Source organism: Actinoplanes sp. NPDC049265 (assembly GCF_043197135.1).
Classification (GTDB): Bacteria; Actinomycetota; Actinomycetes; order Mycobacteriales; family Micromonosporaceae; genus Actinoplanes.
Window position 1 is genome coordinate 15,678 of record NZ_JBICSP010000024.1, and the last position, 19,146, is coordinate 34,823.

13 protein-coding genes are annotated in these 19,146 nt (G+C 71.7%); 8 read left to right on the top strand and 5 right to left on the bottom strand.

Annotation, left to right across the window (positions count from 1 at the left end; all coding sequences use genetic code 11):
* Nucleotides 1–460 precede the first annotated feature (460 nt).
* Both ACGFIO_RS37920 and cysC read right to left on the bottom strand, forming a co-directional pair.
* The gene (locus tag ACGFIO_RS37920) at nt 461–2,014 is read right to left on the bottom strand and encodes a GMC family oxidoreductase (RefSeq protein ID WP_392834474.1); all 1,554 of its coding nucleotides are present in this window, start codon (nt 2,012–2,014) and stop codon (nt 461–463) included.
* A 61-nt stretch (nt 2,015–2,075) separates the two neighbouring features.
* Nucleotides 2,076–3,584: an adenylyl-sulfate kinase gene (gene cysC / locus ACGFIO_RS37925; RefSeq protein ID WP_392834676.1), complete on the bottom strand. Its 1,509-nt coding sequence runs from the start codon at nt 3,582–3,584 to the stop codon at nt 2,076–2,078.
* A gap of 144 nt (nt 3,585–3,728) precedes the next feature.
* Between cysC and ACGFIO_RS37930 the strand changes: the two genes are divergently transcribed.
* The 5 genes from ACGFIO_RS37930 (at nt 3,729) to ACGFIO_RS37950 (ending at nt 8,657) form a co-directional block, all read left to right on the top strand.
* Nucleotides 3,729–5,012, top strand: a complete 1,284-nt coding sequence (locus ACGFIO_RS37930; RefSeq protein ID WP_392834476.1) for a glycosyl hydrolase — start codon at nt 3,729–3,731, stop codon at nt 5,010–5,012.
* 256 nt (nt 5,013–5,268) lie between these two features.
* The gene (locus ACGFIO_RS37935) at nt 5,269–6,183 is read left to right on the top strand and encodes an ABC transporter ATP-binding protein (RefSeq protein WP_392834478.1); all 915 of its coding nucleotides are present in this window, start codon (nt 5,269–5,271) and stop codon (nt 6,181–6,183) included.
* Nucleotides 6,176–7,039 carry an ABC transporter permease gene (locus ACGFIO_RS37940; RefSeq protein ID WP_392834479.1) on the top strand — a complete coding sequence of 288 codons (864 nt, stop codon included), beginning with the start codon at nt 6,176–6,178 and terminating at the stop codon, nt 7,037–7,039. Before ACGFIO_RS37935 ends, ACGFIO_RS37940 begins: the two co-directional genes overlap by 8 nt.
* Nucleotides 7,036–7,947 (top strand): ABC transporter ATP-binding protein, encoded by a 912-nt coding sequence (locus tag ACGFIO_RS37945; protein ID WP_392834481.1) that lies wholly within the window; start codon nt 7,036–7,038, stop codon nt 7,945–7,947. Before ACGFIO_RS37940 ends, ACGFIO_RS37945 begins: the two co-directional genes overlap by 4 nt.
* A complete protein-coding gene (locus ACGFIO_RS37950) occupies nt 7,947–8,657 on the top strand; it encodes an ABC transporter permease (RefSeq protein WP_392834678.1) in 711 nt (236 codons plus the stop codon). Before ACGFIO_RS37945 ends, ACGFIO_RS37950 begins: the two co-directional genes overlap by 1 nt.
* A 136-nt stretch (nt 8,658–8,793) precedes the next feature.
* Here the strand turns inward: ACGFIO_RS37950 and ACGFIO_RS37955 are convergent, their stop codons facing one another.
* Complete coding sequence (locus ACGFIO_RS37955; protein ID WP_392834484.1) at nt 8,794–9,204, bottom strand: universal stress protein; 411 nt, start codon at nt 9,202–9,204, stop codon at nt 8,794–8,796.
* A gap of 81 nt (nt 9,205–9,285) precedes the next feature.
* Between ACGFIO_RS37955 and ACGFIO_RS37960 the strand changes: the two genes are divergently transcribed.
* Complete coding sequence (locus ACGFIO_RS37960) at nt 9,286–10,650, top strand: APC family permease (RefSeq protein WP_392834487.1); 1,365 nt, start codon at nt 9,286–9,288, stop codon at nt 10,648–10,650.
* A gap of 49 nt (nt 10,651–10,699) precedes the next feature.
* Entirely contained in the window at nt 10,700–13,336 is a 2,637-nt protein-coding gene (locus ACGFIO_RS37965) for a putative bifunctional diguanylate cyclase/phosphodiesterase (protein ID WP_392834490.1), read from the top strand.
* Here ACGFIO_RS37965 and pepN read toward each other — a convergent pair.
* Nucleotides 13,307–15,730 (bottom strand): aminopeptidase N, encoded by a 2,424-nt coding sequence (gene pepN / locus ACGFIO_RS37970; protein WP_392834491.1) that lies wholly within the window; start codon nt 15,728–15,730, stop codon nt 13,307–13,309. The genes ACGFIO_RS37965 and pepN overlap by 30 nt on opposite strands.
* A 177-nt stretch (nt 15,731–15,907) precedes the next feature.
* Between pepN and ACGFIO_RS37975 the strand changes: the two genes are divergently transcribed.
* Nucleotides 15,908–16,234, top strand: a complete 327-nt coding sequence (locus tag ACGFIO_RS37975; protein ID WP_392834493.1) for a PspC domain-containing protein — start codon at nt 15,908–15,910, stop codon at nt 16,232–16,234.
* An 87-nt stretch (nt 16,235–16,321) separates the two neighbouring features.
* Here the strand turns inward: ACGFIO_RS37975 and ppc are convergent, their stop codons facing one another.
* A complete protein-coding gene (ppc, locus tag ACGFIO_RS37980; protein WP_392834495.1) occupies nt 16,322–19,117 on the bottom strand; it encodes a phosphoenolpyruvate carboxylase in 2,796 nt (931 codons plus the stop codon).
* Nucleotides 19,118–19,146 lie beyond the last annotated feature (29 nt).

The following is a 19,146-nucleotide window of genomic DNA, read 5'->3' on the forward strand; positions in this document are numbered from 1 at the left end:
GTAGTCCGTTCCGAGCGCCGTCGGACGCACGCTCACCCCGCGCAGGCACGCCATAGTCCCACCCGCGCGCTTTGCTCTGAGCACAAATACGCATCAGTCAGATACCGCTGGTATGTGGGAGCGATGCATATTTGTGCTCAGAGCAAAGGCGCCCGGAGAGACGAGTCCGGGCGGCTTGGGTGTGCCGGGCGGGTGGCACCGCGTGGGCGGGTGGGGTGCGCGCTGGCGGTGGGGTGCGCGCTGGGCGGTGGCGTGCGCGCTGGGCGGTGGCGTGTGCTGGGCGGTGGGGTGCGCGCTGGGCGGTGGGGTGCGCGCTGGGCGGTGGCACCGCGTGGGCGGGTGGGGTGCGCGCTGGGCGGTGGGGTGCGCGCTGGGCGGTGGGGTGCGCGCTGGGCGGTGGCGTGTGCTGGGCGGTGGCGTGTGCTGGGCGCGGGCGGGGCGGGGTGGGGTGGGGGTGGGGTCAGGTGTTGGTGCGGATGCGACGGGCGGCGAGGGTGGCCATGGCTAGGAGGGGGGCGACCGGGTTGCCCGAGATCATGGCGGGGAGGGCGGAAGCGTCGATTACGCGGAGACCCTCGATGCCTCGGACTCGCAGGCGGGGGTCGAGGACCGCGTCGGGCCCGGCGCCCATGGCGCAGCCGCCGGCCGCGTGCATGCTGGTGACGCCGGAGCGCAGGGCGTGGTCGACGATCTGGTCGTCGTTGACGATCGCCGGGCCGGGCCGCACCTCGTCGCGGATCAGGCCGGCGATCGGCTCCTCGGCCAGGATTTCGCGGACCCGCCCGAGCGACGCGACCAGCCGCGCCCGGTCGTCGGCGGTGGCCAGATAGTTGGGGACGATGCGGGGCGGGACGGCCGGGTCGGCCGAGACGATGTGCTGTGAACCCCGGGACGACGGGCGCTGGGTCTGGAGCAGGAGCATCATGCCGGGCTCGCGTTCCGGGCGCTCGTTCGCGTCGATGCTCAGCGGCAGCATGGCGACCTGGAAGTCGGGGCGTGGCTCGCCCGGTGCCGACCGCAGCAGGCCGAGCACCTCGGCGTTGGGCCGGGCCAGGAAACCGCCGCGCCGCAGTAGATACGATGCCGCGAGGCCGGCCGGCCCGAAGCCCCGCAGCGACTCGTTGTGGCCCAGCCCGGACCGGTTCAGCCGCAGCGTCATGCGCAGGATGTAGTGGTCCATGACCTGCTCGCCGACGGCCGGCCGGTCGAGGATGACGTCGATACCGAGCCGGGTCAGCCGGCCACGGTCGCCGATGCCGGACAGTTCGAGCAGCTTCGGCGTCTCCAGGCCGCCCGCCGCCAGGATCACCTCTTTGTGGGCGGCCACCGCCTCGGTGCCGACGACCACCCCGGAGGCGCGGTCCTGACTGAACAGCACCCGGGTGACGGGGGCTCCGGTGCGGACGGTCAGGTTGGGCCGATGCCGGACGGGATGCAGGAGCGCGGTGTACGCGGTCTGCCGGACGCCGCGCCGGATGGTCGCCGGGGTGTACCCGATGCGCTCGCCGGCCCCGGCGTTCACGTCCTCGACCCGGGTCACGCCGTGCTTCCCGGCCGCCTCGATCCACGACTCGTCGACCACGTCGCCGGTGGCCCGGATGCTGATCGGTAGCGGGCCGCCCGTACCCCGCAGATCTGAGGCCCCGAGCTCGTGGTCCTCGATCTCGCGGAAGATCGGCAGAATGTCGTCCCAGCCCCAGCCCGGGATCGCGTCCCAGTCGGCGGCTTCCCCGCGGTTGTACATCATCCCGTTGACGGCCGTGGTTCCACCGAGAACGGCGCCGCGCCGCCAGGTGTGCGTGCGGCCCTCCGGTCCAGAAGGCTCGGTCGGGTAGCCGACGGCGTATCGCGGGCTTCCGTACACAGCCGCGCCGGCCTGGGGAATCCGCAGCATCCGTCCGGGGGCGCGCCGGCCGGCCTCCAGGAGCAGCACGGTCGCGGCCGGGTCGGCGGAGAGTTCCGCCGCGAGGGCGCATCCGGCGGCGCCTCCGCCGACGACCACGTAGTCGAACACCTGAGCATCTTCGCGGGCGGACCGCTCGGCGGTGGACGAAAATGCCCGAAGGGTCAGGGAATCAGGGGAGTTTGGGTTCGACCCAGCCGTTCTCGACCAGGTAGGCCAGGACCGAGTCGATGGCCTCGGGGACGGTGATGGTCGTGGTGTCGATGGTCAGCTCGGCGTCGGCCGGGTCCTCGTAGGGGTCGTCCACACCGGTCATGCCGCGCAGCTGACCGGCCCGGGCGCGGGCGTACAGGCCCTTGCGGTCGCGCTGCTCGCACACCTCGAGCGGGGTGTTGACGTGGATCAGGACGAAGCCGGCGCCGGCCTCCAGGGCGAGCCGGCGCGAGGCGGCGCGGGCCGACTCGTACGGGGCGATCGGGCAGGCGATGGCCATGCCGTGGTGGCGGCCCACCTCGGCCGCGACCCAGCCGATCCGGCGTACGTTGCGGTCGCGGTCGGCCTTGCTGAAGCCCAGCCCGGCCGAGAGCTCGCGCCGCACCACGTCGCCGTCCAGCAGGGTGATCGTGCGCTCGCCGTCCTCGCGGAGCCGGTCGGCCAGGCCCCGGGCGATGGTCGACTTGCCCGAGCCGGAGAAGCCGGTGAAGAACACCACCAGGCCGCGGAAGCGCCGGGCCGGCCGGACCCGGGCCAGTTCCTTGGCCACGGCGGGCGGGGTGTGCCACTCGGGCAGCGGGAAGCCGCGGTCGAGGGTGTCGTTGATCTCGGCGATGTTCATGGCCAGCCGGCGGTTGCGCGGCGGGATGTCGTCGCGCCAGCGCCACTGGCCGTCGCGGTTGTCGTACGCCAGCTCACGTGGCACCAGCACGCGCAGCCCGCCGCCGGACAGCATGTCGCCGGTGGACAGCACGTGGGTCACGCCGTACGACTGGGCGACCCGCGCGCGCAGCAACGCGTCGCGCATCTCGTCGCCGCGCGGAATCAGCGGCACGGCCACGATCGTCGCCGGGGGCATCCGGTCGCGTGCGGCGAAGATGGCCCGCACCAGCGCCTCGGGCGGCAGTCCCTCGGGACCCGGCCCGGTCACCGGGATGAAGATCAGGAGATGGGCGGCCAGGGTACGCGCGGCGTGCGCGATCTGGGCCAGCTGGGGCCGGTGCAGCGGCCGGTCGGCGATCACGCCGAGCACCCGGCCCGGTGGCAGCAGGGCCTTGACCTCTTCCGGGGTGCGCCGCAGCCGCTGGAACGGGCCGTGGCCGCCGTCGCCCATCCGGCGGACCGCGCCGCCGATGGCGGAGAGCCCGTCGGAGGTCGGCCACGCGTCGGTCACCTCGATGGCGGCGACCGGTGCGCCTTCCGGGTCGGTGAGCACCACCGTGCGGCGCTGCGGATCGGCGAGGTCGAGGCCGGCGGCCATCTCGGACGGGATCTCGCAGGTGACCGGGACCGGCCACTGCGTACCGTCGGCGAGCCGGCCGGTGCGCCGCAGCGCGGTCAGGTCGGCGCGGCCGAGAAAGCCCGTGAGGGGAGAGTACGCACCCGAGAGCAACAGCTCGAGATCCGCCAGCTCATGGGGTCGTGGCGTGTACGACGGAGCGTCGCGCACCACGTCCTCGGGCAGCATCGAACCGTTCACCGTGACATCCCCCTGCAGCCGACTGGAGGACAGTTTCGCAGCATGGGCGCAACGGGTCGAGCCGGGCTCGTTCGTCACCTTACCGGGTCACATACTCGACAAAACAGACAATAGGTCGAATACTGCACGATTGTGCGACGTTTTCGCCTCCTGCATCTGGCCGCCACGACCACCGCGTTCACGCTGTCCGTGGTGGCCACCCTCTCGTGGGCGTGGACCGGCGGCGTCGACCAGATCGGACTTCCGCTGCCCGACTCGGCCGACGAGAACCCGACAGTGCGCGTGGCACCCAGCAACGGCTGGGTCGAACCCGGCGTCACGGTGCCCGAGCCGGGCGTACCCGTCGTACCCGATCGAGGTCTGCCCACATTGCCCTCGCCCACCCTGTCGTCTTCCCTCCCGGCCGCGCCACCCACCCCCGGCCGGGCCGCACCGCCCGGGCCGCCGCAGCGCACCGAACGCTGCCGCACCGGCGCGAAGCTGGTGCCCACCTGCGGCATCCTGTGGGGCGTGGCGCCCGGCGCCTTCACCGACCAGCGCCCCTCGGTGGCGCTCGCCGCGTTCGAGCGCAAGACCGAACGCCACCAGGACATCTACCACGCCTACCACCGCGGCCAGGGTCAGCTGTTCCCCACCCGGGAAGAGATCGGCATCGCCCGCGAGCGCGGCCGCGAGCGCCTGCTCTTCCTCAACTGGAAACCGGCCGGCGTCTCCTGGGCCCGGATCGCGGCCGGCGACAAGGCGACCGACCGCTTCCTCGACCGGCTGGCCGCGCACATCAACCAGAACTTCCCCGAGCAGTTCTTCTTCACCGTGCACCACGAGGGCGAGGACAACGTCCGGGAGAAGAAGGGTTCCGGCTACACCGCCGAGGACTACGCCAAGATGTACCGCCACGTCGTCCAGCGGCTCCGCGCCCACGGCGTCGGCAACCTGGTCACCGTGCTGGTCCACATGGCCTACGTCCCGCACACCACGCAGAGCTGGTTCGAGCGGATGTACCCCGGCGACGACGTGGTCGACTGGATCGGCTTCGACACGTACGCCTACAGCGACCCCGGCTACGGCCACGGCGACCTCACCGAGCTGCTGAACCGGCGCATGGAGAGCCGCCCGGCCTGGCCCGGCTTCTACAACTGGGCGATCCGCAGACACGGCGGCAAGCCCCTGATGGTGGCCGAGTGGGGCGTCTGGAGCTCGAAGAAGAACCCCGCCCACAAGGCCGGCTTCTATCGGGAGATGGCCCAGCAGATCCCGCGTTTCCGCAACATCCGCGCCATGGTCCACTTCGAGACCCCGCACAACCAGAAGGGCCAGGACTCCCGCGTCGACACCACCAGCGAGTCCTTGGCCGCCTACCGCGACCTGGGCCGCCTGCCCATCTTCCAGGTCGACGTGGTCAACAACCTCTCCTGACGCCGGCTCGGCACAGCATCAGGGCCACCGCCGGCGCCGGCACGGCCCAGGCAGAGCTTCGACTGCGCACCGCCGACCCGCCCGAATCTACCAAAACCAGGGGGTTTTGGTGGCATGGTCTTACCAAAATCCCCCGCTTGTCTAGTGACAATAACTGCCCGGAGAGCGAGAAGCTGAGAGAGGCCTGAGAAACCTGAGAGGGTTCTCGGGGTTCCACCTGATCCCGTGCGTGACGTGGGTTTCTAGGCTGGTCGCCGTGAGCCTCATCGCAACGGAAGCGTTGACCAAGACATACGGGGGGCGGGTGACCGCGCTCTCCGACCTGACCGTCGACGTCGAGCCCGGCGTCATCGGTCTGGTCGGGGCGAACGGCGCCGGCAAGTCCACCTTCATCAAGATCATGCTCGGGTTGCTGGCACCGACCAGCGGGACCGTGCGGGTCTTCGACATCGATCCGACCACCGAACCGGACCGGGTGCGCAACCGGGTCGGATACATGCCCGAGCATGACAGCCTGCCGCCGGACGTGTCCGCCGCCGAATTCGTCACCCACCTCGGCCGGATCAGCGGGCTGCCCCGCGCCGCCGCCCGCGAGCGCGCGTCCGAGGCGCTCCGGCACGTCGGACTGTACGAAGAACGGTATCGGCAGATCGGCGGCTACTCGACCGGCATGAAGCAGCGGGTCAAGCTGGCCCAGGCGCTCGTGCACGACCCCGACCTGCTGCTGCTCGACGAGCCCACCAACGGCCTCGACCCGGCCGGCCGGGACGCCATGCTGGCGCTGATCCACCGGATCGGCACCGAGTTCGGCATCTCCGTGGTGGTCTGCTCGCACCTGCTCGGCGAGGTCGAGCGGATCTGCGACTCGCTCATCGCCATCGAGGGCGGCCGGCTGCTGCGGGCCGACCGCATCTCGGCCATGACCGCCGCCTCGGACGTGCTGGCCGTCGAGGTCGCCGAAGGCACCGACGAGCTGGCCAAGGAGCTGGAACGGCTGAGCCTGAAGGTCAGCCGGGACAACCGGGTGCTGCTGGTCGAGTTGAGCACGGACGACGCGTACGACCAGATCCTCAAGGCCGTGGCCGACCTGGATCTGCCACTGCACCGCCTGGACCAGCGACGGCATCGCGTCGCCGAACTCTTCACCCCGAGGGAGATGGCCGATGTCTGAGACCAGCGTCATCCACGACATCGGGTACCAGCGGTACGGCGGCCCCCGGCTGGGCCGCGGCGCGGTGCTCGGTGCGATCTACGCGCACGGGCTGCGCGCCGCGTTCGGGCTCGGCCGCAGCGCCAAGTCGAAGATCTTCCCCTGGCTCGTCTTCAGCATCACCATCCTGGTCGGGGTCATCCTGGCGGCCGTCCGGGCCTACGCCGGCATCGTCCCGCTCAACTACGTCCAGTACGCCGACGCGATGAGCTGGCTGGTCATCCTCTTCGTCGCGGTGGTGGCACCCGAGCTGGTGTCCCGGGACCTGCGCTCGGGGGTGCTGCCGCTCTACTTCAGCCGGCCGCTGCGAGCCGCCGACTACCTGGGCGCCAAATGGGTCGCGCTGGTGACCTCGGTGTGGCTGCTGCTCGGCGTGCCCCAGTTCGTGATGTTCCTCGGTGCCGCGTTCACCACCAAGACCGGCATGTCGGGGGTGTGGCACGAGCTCGGTGATCTGCTGCCGGCCTGGGCGTACACCCTGATCTGGGCGGTCGTCTTCGCCTCGATCAGCCTGCTGGTGGCGTCGACCACCGGCAAGCGGGCCTTCGCGGCCGGTGGCGTCGTGGCGGTCTTCCTGGTCACCACCCCGATCTTCGGCGTGCTGATGAGCCTGCCCTCGCGCACCGCCCAGGAGCTGGCCGGCCTGGCCAGCCCGATGATGCTGATCAGTGGCGTCGGCACCTGGCTGTTCAAGATCGGCGGTACGGGACTGCCGGTCGGCCGATTCGGCCCGATCTACGGCATCGAAGTGGTCTGCCTGGTCGCCGCCTGCCTCCTGCTGCTGCTGGCCCGTTACCGGAAGGTGGCCTCGCTGTGAGCTCGGTGGAACTGCAGAACGTTTCCCGCTGGTACGGCAACGTGGTCGCCGTCAACGACATCAGCATGACCCTCGGCCCCGGCGTCACCGGCCTGCTCGGCCCCAACGGCGCCGGCAAGACGACCGTGCTGCACATGATGGCCGGCTTCCTGTCGCCGTCCAAGGGCCGGGTGCTGCTCGACGACGAGCCGACCTGGCGCAACCCGGCCGTCTACCGCAAGCTCGGGCTGGTCAGCGAGCGCGAGGCCGTGCACTCGTTCCTCACCGCGTACGAGTTCGTGCGGGCCAGCGCCAAGATGCACAAGCTGGCCGACCCGGACGCCGCCGCCCGCCGCGCCCTCGACCTGGTCGAGATGACCGGGGCGCAGGACCGGCGGATCGGCACCTACTCCAAGGGCATGCGGCAGCGCACCCGGGTGGCCGCCGCGCTGGTGCACGACCCGTCCATGCTGCTGCTCGACGAGCCGTTCAACGGCATGGACCCGCGGCAGCGCATGCACATGATGGATCTGCTGCACAAGCTGGGCGAACGCGGCCACACCATCCTGTTCAGCTCGCACATCCTGGAGGAGGTCGAGCAGGTCTCCGGCACCGTGCAGGTGATCGTGGCCGGTCGCCTGGCCGCGTCCGGCGACTACCGCGAGATCCGCCGGCTGATGACCAACCGGCCGCACGTGTTCGCGTTGCAGTCCTCGGACGACCGCCGGCTGGCCGTCGCCCTGATCGGCGAAAAGTCGGTGAGCGGCGTGGAGATCGACAACGCCGGTCTGACCGTGCGCGCCGCCGACTACGGCAGCTTCACCCGGGCCCTGCCCCGGATCGCCCTGGGGGAGGGGATCCGGCTGCGCAAGCTGCTGCCCTCCGACGAGTCGCTGGAGAGCGTCTTCTCCTACCTGCTGGAGGCATGATGTCCACGGTCGCCTACATCACCGCGCGGGGCCTGTTCGGCCGCCGCCGGGCGTTGCTCCTGCTGCCGTTGCCACTTCTGCTGGTGGGTCTGGCCGCACTCTGTGTCGCGTACGACGTGAATCCCCGCGACTGGGGCCCGACGGTCCTGGTCGGGCTGGGCCTGGCCGTGGTCCTGCCCGTGGTGACGCTGATCGTCGGCACCGGCGTCCTCGGCTCCGAGGTGGACGACGGCACGATCGTGCACATCCTGACCAAGCCGCTGCCGCGCCGGGACATCATCCTGGCCAAGCTGGGCGTGGCGGTGCTGGTGTCGGCGGTCACCTCGGCGGTGCCGCTGTTCATCGCCGGCTGGCTGGCCGACGGCCCGAGGCTGGGCGGGGCGCTGGCCGCGGGGGCGGCGGTGGGTGCGCTCGCGTACTCGGCCTTCTTCCTGCTCCTGAGCCTGCTGACCAGCCGTCCGGTGCTGGTCGGGCTGGTCTACATCCTGGTCTGGGAGGGCCTGCTGGGCCGCTTCGTCAGCGGTACCCGGGTCCTGTCGATCGAGCAGTACGTGATCGGCATCTCCGACAAGATCGCCCCGTCCGGCCTGCTCACCGGCCAGGTCAGCCCGACCCTGGCGACCATCATGACGGTGATCGTGACCTTGGGCTGCACCATCTTCGCCATCGACCGCCTCCGCTCGTTCAGCGTCGCGGGGGAGACCAGCTGACTGTCCCGCCTCTCCGCCTACTTGTGCGGGGAGGCGTCCGGCGGCTCACCGCCGGGTCGGTGTCGGGGGTGCGGTTGGTGCTCGGTCCAGCCTTGGGGCTGGGCATGCGCGGCCGTCGCGGTCGCGTTCGGCGGGATCATGACGGGTGGGTGATCACCACGACCGGGCGGGTTGAGCGCTTGACCAGGTCGAGAGGGACGCTGCCGAGGAGGCGCTCGGCCACCGCCGGCCTGGTTGTCGCACCGACGACGATCAGGTCGGCGTTCTGGCTTTCGGCGAGTTGGAGGATGCCGTCGGCGGGGCGGCCGGAGAGCACCGTGTGGCGGACCGGGACGCCGGCCTCGGTGAGGCGGCGGGCCATGGTGGCGGCGGCATGCTCGGCGGCCTGGGTGAAGAGGCTGCGCGGGACGGCGGCGAGGCGTTCCAGTTCGACGGCATCGACCGAGACCACGGTGACCTCGGCGGACGTCTGTTTGGCGAGGGCGATCGCGGCGTCCGCGATCCACGGTTGGTCGGCGTCCGGTTTCGCAGCCACGATGATGCGCATGTCACAGATTTCTACCGGCTCGATCGCTCTGCGTCGATACCTAGGCTCGACATTTTCGCCGCTTTGTACCACCCTCCGTATATGACGGACACAGCCACCGAGCCTTCACTGAAGAGGGTCATGGGCCCGGGCCTGCTGCTGCTCTTCGTGGTCGGGGACATCCTCGGCACGGGGGTGTACGCGCTGACCGGGCGGGTCGCCAAAGAGGTGGGCGGGGCGGTGTGGCTGCCGTTCCTCTGCGCGTTCATCGTCGCGCTGCTGACCGCGTTCAGCTACCTCGAACTGGTCACCAAGTATCCGCGGGCGGCCGGCGCCGCGCTCTACACGCACAAGGCGTTCGGCCTGCACTTTCTCACGTTCCTGGTGACCTTCGCGGTGATGTGCTCGGGGCTGACGTCGGCGTCCAGCGCGTCCAAGGCGTTCGCCGAGAACTTCGGGAAGGCGTTCGACCTCTCGCTGGGCGAGGGCGCGGCCGTGACCGCGGTGGCGCTCGGCTTCATGACACTGGTGGCGCTGATCAACTTCCGTGGTGTCGGCGAGAGCGTGAAGCTCAACGTACTCCTCACGTGTGTTGAACTGTCCGGGCTCCTGATCGTGATCTGCGTGGGGGCGTGGGCGCTGGGTGGCGGCCACGGTGACCTGTCGCGGCTGACCGACTTCCACGCGGCCGAGGGAGAGAGCGCCTTCTTCTCGGTGACCGCGGCGACCGCTCTGGCGTTCTTCGCGATGGTCGGCTTCGAGGACTCGGTCAACATGGCCGAGGAGACCAAGGATCCGGTACGCATCTTCCCCAAGGTGATGCTGACCGGCCTGTGCCTCACCGGCGTGATCTACATCCTGGTCTCCATCTCGTCGGTGGCCCTGGTGCCGCCGGCCGAACTCGGCGAGGGCGACGCGCCGCTGCTCAAGGTGATCGAGGCGGGCGCGGCCGGCTTCCCACTGTGGATCTTCGCGTTCATCACGATGTTCGCCGTGGCCAACTCGGCCCTGATCAACATGTTGATGGCGTCGCGGCTGCTCTACGGCATGGCCAACGAGGGCGTACTCCCCAAGATCCTGGGCCGGGTGCACCCGGGCCGGCGTACCCCCTGGGTCGGAATCGTCTTCACCACCGTGCTCGCCTTCGGGCTGATCTGGTTCGCCGACCTGACCGCGCTGGGCGGCACCACCTCGCTGCTGCTGCTCTGCGTGTTCACCGTGGTCAACATCGCGGTCCTGGTGCTGCGCCGCGACCCGGTCGAGCACAAGCACTTCAAGGCGCCGACCGCCATCCCGGTGATCGGCGCGGTGGCGTGCGCGTACCTGGCCAGCCCGCTCTCCGGACGCGACGTCGCCGACTACGAGGTGGCCGGCATCCTGCTGGTCGTCGGCCTGCTGCTGTGGTTGATCACCTTCGTGTCGGACCGAAACAACAAAGGCCGATCCGCCGAAAGTCGCGCAAAGTGACCCGGGGGTTCCATCTGGTGATCTCGTGTGGACTAGTACGGTTCCAGATGTGAATCCGGTCCGGTCGATGCGGCTTCTGCTCGCCCTGCTCGGCGCCGCGGTCCTGGTGACCGCGGTCGTCATGCTGCCGCCGCCCGCCGCGGCCGGTCTGCTGGCCGTCGGTTCGGCCGGCTTCGGCGTCGCGATGCTGCGGTCGGCGGCCCGCGACCAGACCGCCGGCAACCGCCTCCGCGCGCTCGGCCTCGGTGGCGGCGCGCTGCTGACCGGGCTGGGCGGCACCGCCAGCGGCGTGGCGTTCGTGGCCGCGCCCGGCGTCACCGTCGACGACGTTCCCCTGGCGGCCGAGATCCCACTGGTCTGCGTCTTCCTGGCGGCGGCGCTCTACCTGCCGGCGGTGCTCCGGCCCCAGCAGCGCCGCGAACCCCTGGCCCGGCTGCGGGTCGGTCTCGACACCGTCGGGGTGGCCACCTGCCTGATGTTCCCGACCTGGCTGATGATGTTCAGCGACGGCGACAAACGCGGCGCCTCGGTCACCGCGATCCTGTTCGGCGGCACGGCGACCGCGATCGCGGCGGTGGCCGGGGTGCACGCGATCCGCAACCGCGCCGCCCTGGTGTGGTGCGGCCCCGGCGCCGCCCTCTCCCTGCTCGGGCTGACCGCGCTGGTCGTCGGGCTGGACCATCCGGAAAACGCCAACGCCTCGATCGCCACGGTCGTGGCCGCCGCCGCCCTCGACGTGGCCGCCGCCCTGATGTGGTGGGGCGCCGTGCGGGTCAAACCGGACGCCGGGCCGCTTCCCCCGGTCGGCAGCGAACCCGCCGCCGGCTTCCCGCTCTTCGCCCTGCCGGTCCTCGGCTCCGGCCTGGTCGTCGCATACCACCTGGTCAACGGCGGCACCCTGGACTCCACGTCGATCATCCTGGCCACCGTCGCACTGCTGGCCGTCGCGTCCCGCGAGTTCGTCTCCGCGATCGTGCTGCGCCGTCAGGCCGACCACCTCACCGACCAGGGCAACCGGCTGCGCAGCCTGATGTTCGGGTCGTCCGACGTGGCCATGGTGCTCGACACCGCGCACGCCGTCCGCTGGCAGTCGCCCGCCGCGGCCCGGCACTTCGGGCTGTCCGATCAGGACGTGCTCGGCCGCTCGGTCACCGCGCTGGTCGACCCCGAGCGGGCCGAGGCCGTCCACGAGTACCTGTCCGACCGGATCGCCGACCCGCAGGACCACACCGCCGGGCCGCCCCTCACGGTGCGGCTGCGTGACGGCTTCGGCCGCTGGCGGGAGACCGAGTGGACGGCCGGCGGCGCCGACCCGGCCGAACCGGGCCGCACCCTGGTCGTACACGTCCGGGACGTCAGCGAGCAGCTGGAAATGGCCCAGGCCCTACGGCAGTCGGCACATCTGGACGCGCACACCGGCCTGGCCAACCGGGCCGGCCTGGTCCGGGCGGCCGACCCGATGCCCGAGGCCGGCGCGCTGATCGTGCTCGAGCTGGGCGGGCTGACCGCGATCGCCGACGTGCACGGCACCGAGGTCACCGAACTGGTCGTGGCCGAGGTGGCCAAACGGCTGCGGACCAGGATGGACGGCGCCGACGTGCCGGCCCGGATCGGCGAGACCCGGTTCGCGGTCTTGACCCACGGCGGTGCGGTACGCGCCCACGTGCTCGCCAGCCAGCTGGTGACCGTACTGACCACGCCCTACTCGGCCGCCGGCACCGACGCCCACCTGTCCGCCCGCGGTGGCCTGGCCGACCTCGACCCGGGGGCCGGCATGGACGAGGTGATCCGCCGGGCCGCCCTGGCCCTGCGCGCCATCCGCACCGGGCCGCCCGGCGCCGTCGAGTGGTACGACGAGGAGATGGAGAACCGGCTGGTCCGCCGCTCCACCCTGGAACAGGACCTGCCCGGCGCGATCACCCGGAACGAGCTGGAACTGCGATACCAGCCGATCGTCGAGCTGCCCGGCCGGCGCCCGGTCGGGGTGGAGGCGGTGCTGGGCTGGCGGCACCCGACGCTGAGCCTGGTGCCCGCCGCCGAGCTGTTGCCGCTGGCCGAGGAGCTCGGCTTCCTCGGCGAGCTGCGGCGCTGGACGCTGCACCGGGCCTGCCGCCAGCTGTCCGGGTGGCGCCGCCAGCACGAAGACCTGTGGCTGTCGGTGAACGTGCGGCCGCGCGAGCTGTCCGACCCGGTGTTCCAGGCCGCGCTCGAGACGGCCATGGCCACCCACCTGGTGCCCGAGGAGGCCATGGTGATCGAGATCGCCGAGGCCGACCTGCAGAACGACAAGGACCACGACCTCGCCGGCCAGCTCGGCCAGCTGCGGGCGCAGGGGATGCGAACCGCGGTCGGCAACTTCGGCGCCGGCCCGACCTCGCTCAGCCGGCTGCGCATCCTGCCGGTCGACCTGCTGCGGGTCGACCGAGAGCTGTTCGGTCAGCCGGCCGGCGTGCCCGGCCAGGTCGGCGCGATCATGGACGTGACGGTGACGCTGGGCCGCCGGCTCGGCATGGAGATCGTCGCCCAGGGACTGCAGACCGACGACGACCTGGCCACGGTCGAGGCGGCCGGCTGCCGGCTGGGCCAGGGCGACCTGCTCGGCCGGCCGTTGCCGGCCGAGCATTTCGAGGCGCTGCTGGAACAGCACCGCGACCGGTCAACGCGCGGTCAGGCCCCGCGCCCGTAGCATCCGGGCCAGCACGTCGGCCTGGGCCCGCAGGCGGGCGGCGGCCGACGGCGACATCTCCGGCCGGTCCGCGGCCGCTGTCGCGCGATCGGGGAAACCGGCGTCCACGCCGTGCCGTGGGAACAGATGCCGCAGGACCGCGACGGTGATGGTCAGGTGGGCGGCGGCCAGGCGGGGGAGTTCTTCCACATACCGATCCGGGTACGGGCTGAGCACGCTCTCCTGCCCCGGCTGCCAGAACGCCCGCCCGACCGCGCCGAAGGTCGACGGCGGCACCCGGCGCTCGGTGAAGATCGCCTGCCACGCCTCCTCCTTGGCCGCCGCGTCGGGCCGGGCCGCCCGCACGGCCAGCGCCGACCACGGGGCGTCCGGGTCGGGGTCGCTCGCCAGCAGCCGCTCGACCGCCGCCGGGTCGTGCTCGCCGACCGCCGCCGCCCGGGCCAGCCACCGCCAGCGCAGGTCGAACGAGTCGCCCACCAGACCCTCCAGGGTGGCCAGCTGGCCGGTCGTCCGGGCGACGTCCAGCGCCGCCCGCAGCGCCGCCGTCCGGGCCGGCGGGACTTCCGAGGCCAGCGCGACGCAGGCCGTGAACAGCCGATCGCCGGGCTCGCCGGCCCAGTCCACGGCCGCCGCGACCGCCGTGCGCAGCAGGTCGTCGCGCACGATCGGGTCGGTCTCGACCGGCAGGGCCTCGGCCGCGTACCCGATCAGCTCGGCCGGCGGGAGCAGCCCGTCCTCGAGCAGGTGCCACAGGAGGATGCGGATCAGCCCGCGGCCGGCCGGATCGGGCAGACGGGACCCGTGCCGCAGCAGGAACTTCAGGGACGCGTCGTCCGGGCGTACCCGGGCAAAGGTCTTGTCGTCGTCGTTGACCAGGATCAGATCGGCCGCGGGCTCACCCGGCAGCGTGGTGACCGGCGGGCTGACCTGCACCGGAACCCGGCGACGCAGCACCGGCCGGTCGTCGCGCAGGTCGTAGAAGCCGACGGTGAGCCGGTGGATCCGCCGGGCCGGACGGTCCGCCGGCGGCGTCACCCGGATCTCTACCGCGTCCGCCGCCGGCCGCACCGTGATCACATCGGTCCCGGCCGTGAGCAGCCAGTTGTCGGCCCACTCGCGCAGATCGCCGCCGCCGACCGCGGTCAGCAGATCGGTCAGCGTGGCGTTGCCGTACGCGTGATCGGCGAAGTACCGCCGCAGCCCCGCCCAGAACTCCGCCTCGCCCGTGTACGCCGCCATCTGTCGCAGCAGCGCCGCGCCCTTGCCGTAGGTCAGTCCGTCGAACGCCGCCTTCGCGTCCGCCGCCGTCGGAATGTCCTGGTAGACCGGATGGGTGCTGGGTCCGGCGTCCTGCGTGTAGCCGTCCTCCTTGCGCGACCCGAGATACCAGCGCCACGCCCCCGTGTAGCCGGTGGCCTGCTCGGCCGCCTCCAGCGCGGCCCAGTCGGCGAACGCCTCGTTCAGCCACAGGTCATCCCACCAGCGCAGCGTGACCAGGTCGCCGAACCACATGTGCGCCATCTCGTGCAGCAGGATCACGGCCCGGCTGTTGGCCTCGGCCGCGGTCGGCTCGGCCCGGTACAGGTACTGGTCGGTCCAGGTCACACAACCCCAGTTCTCCATGGCCGCGCCGCCGAAGTCGGGGCAGAAGACCTGGTCGTACGTACGCTGCGGAAAGGGCGACGCGAAGCGCTCGCCGAAGAACCGCAACCCGCGAACCGTCAGGTCGAACAGTTCCTCCGCCTGCTCGTCCAGGAGCCCGGCGAGGCTCCGGCGGGCGAACAGCCCCAGGTCGTACCCGTCGACGGTCCGCCGGATCTGGTGGAACGGCCCCGCACAGACCACCGTCACGTACGGCGACAGCCGCGGCGTGTCCTCGAACACCCAGGTGCCTTCCGTACGGCTGCGCACGGCCGAGTTCGACACCACCGTCCACGCCGCTGGGGCGTGCACGGTGAACGCCACCACCGCCTTGAGGTCGGGCTGGTCGAAGCAGGCGTACACCCGCCGCGCGTCGTCCGGCTCGAAGTTCGTCCACACGTAGACCTCGCCGTCGGCGTCGACCGTCCGGTGGATGCCGGCCCGCTGCCGGGTACGCGTGACAACCGACGCCACCTCGAGCCGGTGCTCCCCGTCCAGCGGCGGCAGCCACAACCGTTCCCCGTCGAACGCCGACTCGTCCAGCCGTACCCCGTCCAGCCACGCCTCGACCGAGTCGGCGACAACGTCGATGAACGTGGCCTCGCCCGGCCGCCGCGCCACGAACGACACCGTGCTGCGGCTCCGCAACGTCGTCCCGTCGAGCAACTCGGTCAGGTCCAGTTCGACGTCGTACCGGCGCACATCCAGCCGGGCGGCGCGGTCCGCGGCCTCGGTGACTGTCAGAGATTGCATAGTCCCTACGACGTGCCCGGCCACGGAGAATTCAGCCTCCGCCGGTTCTCCTTGCATTCCTCGGCCGTGGTGCTTGCTGAAGATCACATCCCGAGCCTCCGGCCCGCGGGAGGATGGGGGGCGAGCCAGGGTTGGACCCCGATGTATGTGGGGTCGGCGGGGGCACACCATGGATGCATGACCGAGAACGAGAGCAAGCGAACGATCGACATGGACTCCGTGCGTGAGACGGTGGCCCGCGGCGTCGACGCGGTCCACGGCACGATGGCCCGGCACGGGCTGACCCGGCCGAACGACGAGCGGGTCGTCGGCGGCGTGTTCTCCGGCATCGGTCGTCGCTTCGGCCTCGACCCGTGGACCTCGCGCCTCGCGATCGGCGCGACGCTCCTGGTCATTCCCGGCACTCAGATTCTGGCCGCGTACCCGCTGCTGTGGGCGATGATGCCGGCCGACGAGCGCGCGACCGAGCCGGCTCCGGAGCCCGCGGGCCCCGCGACTGCGTAACCGTCACGGCTGTGGCCGCCGCTCAACTGTCACGGCTGCGGGCGGACCATCGGTGGGATGGTCCGCCCGGCCGGGGCGAGGGACGGCTCAGCCGGTGTTGCGCATGCCCGCGGCGATGCCGTTGACAGTGGTCAGCAGGGCGCGCTCGAGCGCCGTCGACTCGGACGGGGCGCGCCGGCCGCCGGGGGCGGTCGCCAGCTGGCGCTGGGACTCGCCCAGTTCGCGGTACTGGCGCAGCAGCGCGACCTGCAGGTGGTGCAGAGGTTCCAGGTAGGTGTCGCGGACGCCCAGCGTGCGGTGCAGTTCCGGCTGGCCCGCGAGCGGGTGGTCGCCGCCGGTGATGGCCAGGATCTCGGCCCGGGTCAGGTCGTACTCGGCCTGGATGCGTTCGAAGATCGGGTGCAGGGCCTCGGGCACCAGGGTCTCGACGTAGCGGCGGGCGATCGAGAGGTCGGTCTTGGCCAGCATCATCTCGACGTTGCTGATGAAGGTCTGGAAGAACTGCCAGTTCTCCTTCATCTCGTCCACCGTGCCGGTGAGGCCGGCCTCGCGGACCGCCTTGAGGCCGGTGCCGACGCCGTACCAGCCGGGCACGATCTGCCGGGTCTGGGTCCAGCCGAACACCCACGGGATGGCGCGCAGGCCGCCCAGGCCGGCGTCGGTGTTCGGCCGCTTCGCGGGCCGGGAGCCGATGTTCAGCGCGCCGAGCAGCTCGGTCGGGGTCGCGGCCCAGAAGTAGGCGGGCAGGTCCGGGTCCTCGACCAGTTCGCGGTACGCGGTGAAGGCCGCCGCCGAGGCGGTGTCCATGGCCGCGTCCCAGTGCTTCAGCCGCTCCTGGTCGACCGTGGGCTCCTTGTGCAGAAGCGTCGCCTGCAGGACCGCGGCCACCGTTAGCTCGAGGTTTTCCCGGGCCAGGGCGGGCAGCGTGTATTTGTCGGAGATGACCTCACCCTGCTCGGTCACCTTGATCGCGCCGTCCAGGGTGCCGTACGGCTGGGCCAGGATCGCCTCGTGGGTGGGGCCGCCGCCGCGGCCGACCGTACCCCCGCGGCCGTGGAAGAGCCGCAACCGCACACCGTGCCGGGCGGCCACGTCACGCAGCGCCCGCTGCGCCTTGTGGATCGACCACTGGCTGGTGGTGATGCCGCCCTCCTTGTTCGAGTCGGAGTAGCCGAGCATCACCTCCTGCAGGTCACCGCGGGACCGGACGATCTCGCGGTAGGCCGGCACGGACAGCATCTCGTCGAGCAGGTCGCCGCCCGCGTCGAGTTCGGCCGGCGTCTCCAGCAGCGGCACGATGCCGACGCCGGCCCGGCCCGAGTGGATGTCGATCAGGCCGGCCTCGCGGGCCAGCACGGCCGCGGCGAGCACGTCGTCGACGCCGAGGGTCATCGAGATGATGTACGACTCGACGACCTCGGGCCCGAATCGGCTCTGCGCGTCGCGAATGGTGAAGAACACGTCGAACGTCTTGCGCGCCGACTCGGTCAGCGGGGTGTCGGCCGACGACAACGGCCGCCGCCCGTTCAGTTCGGCCGCGAGCAGCTTCGTCCGTGACGCCCGGTCCAGGGTGGCGTAGTCCTCCACCTCGCCGACCTGCGCGTACATCTGGGTGAGGACTTCGTGGTGCTTCTCGGCGTGCTCGCGGACGTCGAGCGTGGCCAGCTGCAGGCCGAACGCGGACACCGTGCGGATCGCCGAGGCGACAGTGCCGAGCGCGGTGAGCTGGCCGGAGTTGCGGGCCAGCGACGCCCGCATCAGCTCGAGGTCGCCGGTCAGCTCGTCGGAGCCCAGGTAGTCGCGGCCGGGCACGTGCGGGGTGCCGTTGCGCAGGCGGAGCCGGGTGTTGGCCAGTTTGGCCTTGATCGCCCGGACCTTCAGACGGTATGGCTCCTCGGCGTTGGTCCGCCGGAACCGGGGCGCCACCTCGGGCAGGTTGTCGAGGTCCTTGGCCAGGCTGGCGGACAGGTCGAGGGAGACGCCGCGCAGCCGGCGGGACACCGACAGCTCGTCGATCAGGGCGTCCATGGCCCGCTCGGTGGCCTGGATGCCGTGCTCGTGTTGGATCATCAGCACGTCGCGGGTGACGTTCGGCGTGACGAACGGGTTGCCGTCGCGGTCGCCGCCGATCCACGAGCCGAAGGTCAGCGGCCGGGCCGACGGCGCCGTCTCCACGCCGAGCTGGCGCAGGGTCTCGGCGAGGTCGTCGAGCACCTGCGGGGCCGCGTCGGCGAACAGGTCCTTGAGGTAGTAGACGGCGTTGCGGGCCTCGTCGGTCGGGTCGGGCCGGTCCAGTCGCAGCTCGTCGGTCTGCCAGAGCAGGTCGATGAGCTCGGCGAAGCGCCGGGTCGAGCCGCTGGTGTCGGTGGCGCCGTAGAGCACCGCCGCGGCCGCCTCGGCGTCCAGCGTGTCGGCGACCTGGCGCAGCTTGGACAGGATCGAGCGGCGGGCCGCCTCGGTCGGGTGCGCGGTGAAGACCGGGCGGACGGCGAGCCGGCGGGCGGCGGCGGCGATCTCCTCGGCCGGTACGCCGCGCTCGGCGATCCGCTTGGCCGCCTGGTCGAGCCAGCCGCCGTCGCGGGCCCGGCGCCGGCGCAGGTCGCGGGCGCGGTGCACCTGTTCGGTGATGTTGGCCAGGTGGAAGTAGGTGGAGAAGGCCCGGGCCAGCTTGGTGCCGGTGGTCACGTCCATCGCGGCCAGGCGCTCGGCGGCGGCGCGGGCGTCCTGCCGGACCAGCGCGCGGATCTCCTCGACCAGGTCGAGCAGCGGCGGGCCCTCCTGCCGGGCCAGGGTCTGACCGAGCAGTTTGCCGATCCGCCGGATGTCGGCCCGGAGGGCCGCGTCGGCCCCATCGGGGTCGATGTGGGCCTGCTGGTCGGTCACGTCAGCGCTCCTTAATAGCGGCGTACGGC